Consider the following 532-nt stretch of genomic DNA (forward strand, 5'->3'; position numbering starts at 1 on the left):
TGATGACCAGGCCGATCACGTTGTTCACCGGTCAGTGGGCGGACCTGCCGTTCGAGGAGGTCTGCCGGCTGGCCGCCGAGTGGGGCTACGACGGTCTTGAGATCGCCTGCTGGGGCGACCACTTCGAGGTCGACAAGGCCGTGTCCGACGACTCCTACGTCGAGCGCAAGCTGGAGACCCTGGCCAAGTACGACCTGAAGGTGTGGACGATCTCCAACCACCTGGTCGGCCAGGCCGTCTGCGACCACCCCATCGACGAACGGCACAAGGGCATCCTGCCCGCCCGCATCTGGGGCGACGGCGAACCCGAAGGCGTCCGCCGCCGGGCCGCCGAGGAGATCAAGGACACCGCCCGCGCCGCCGCCAAGCTCGGGGTCAAGACCGTGGTCGGGTTCACCGGATCGTCGATCTGGCACACCCTGGCCATGTTCCCCCCGGTGCCGCCGTCGATGATCGAGGCCGGCTACGCCGACTTCGCCGAGCGGTTCAACCCGATCCTGGACGTGTTCGACGAGGTCGGGGTGCGGTTCGC

The 532-nt window shown here is 68.2% G+C and carries 1 protein-coding gene; it reads left to right on the forward strand.

Going from position 1 to position 532, the window contains the following annotated elements:
* Positions 1 to 2 precede the first annotated feature (2 nt).
* Positions 3 to 532: sugar phosphate isomerase/epimerase family protein (locus tag HHX40_RS35520; RefSeq protein ID WP_182884053.1), on the forward strand; the 530-nt coding region annotated here is incomplete at its 3' end.

The organism is Microbispora sp. H10949 (genome assembly GCF_014161435.1).
Taxonomy (GTDB): Bacteria; Actinomycetota; Actinomycetes; order Streptosporangiales; family Streptosporangiaceae; genus Microbispora; species Microbispora triticiradicis.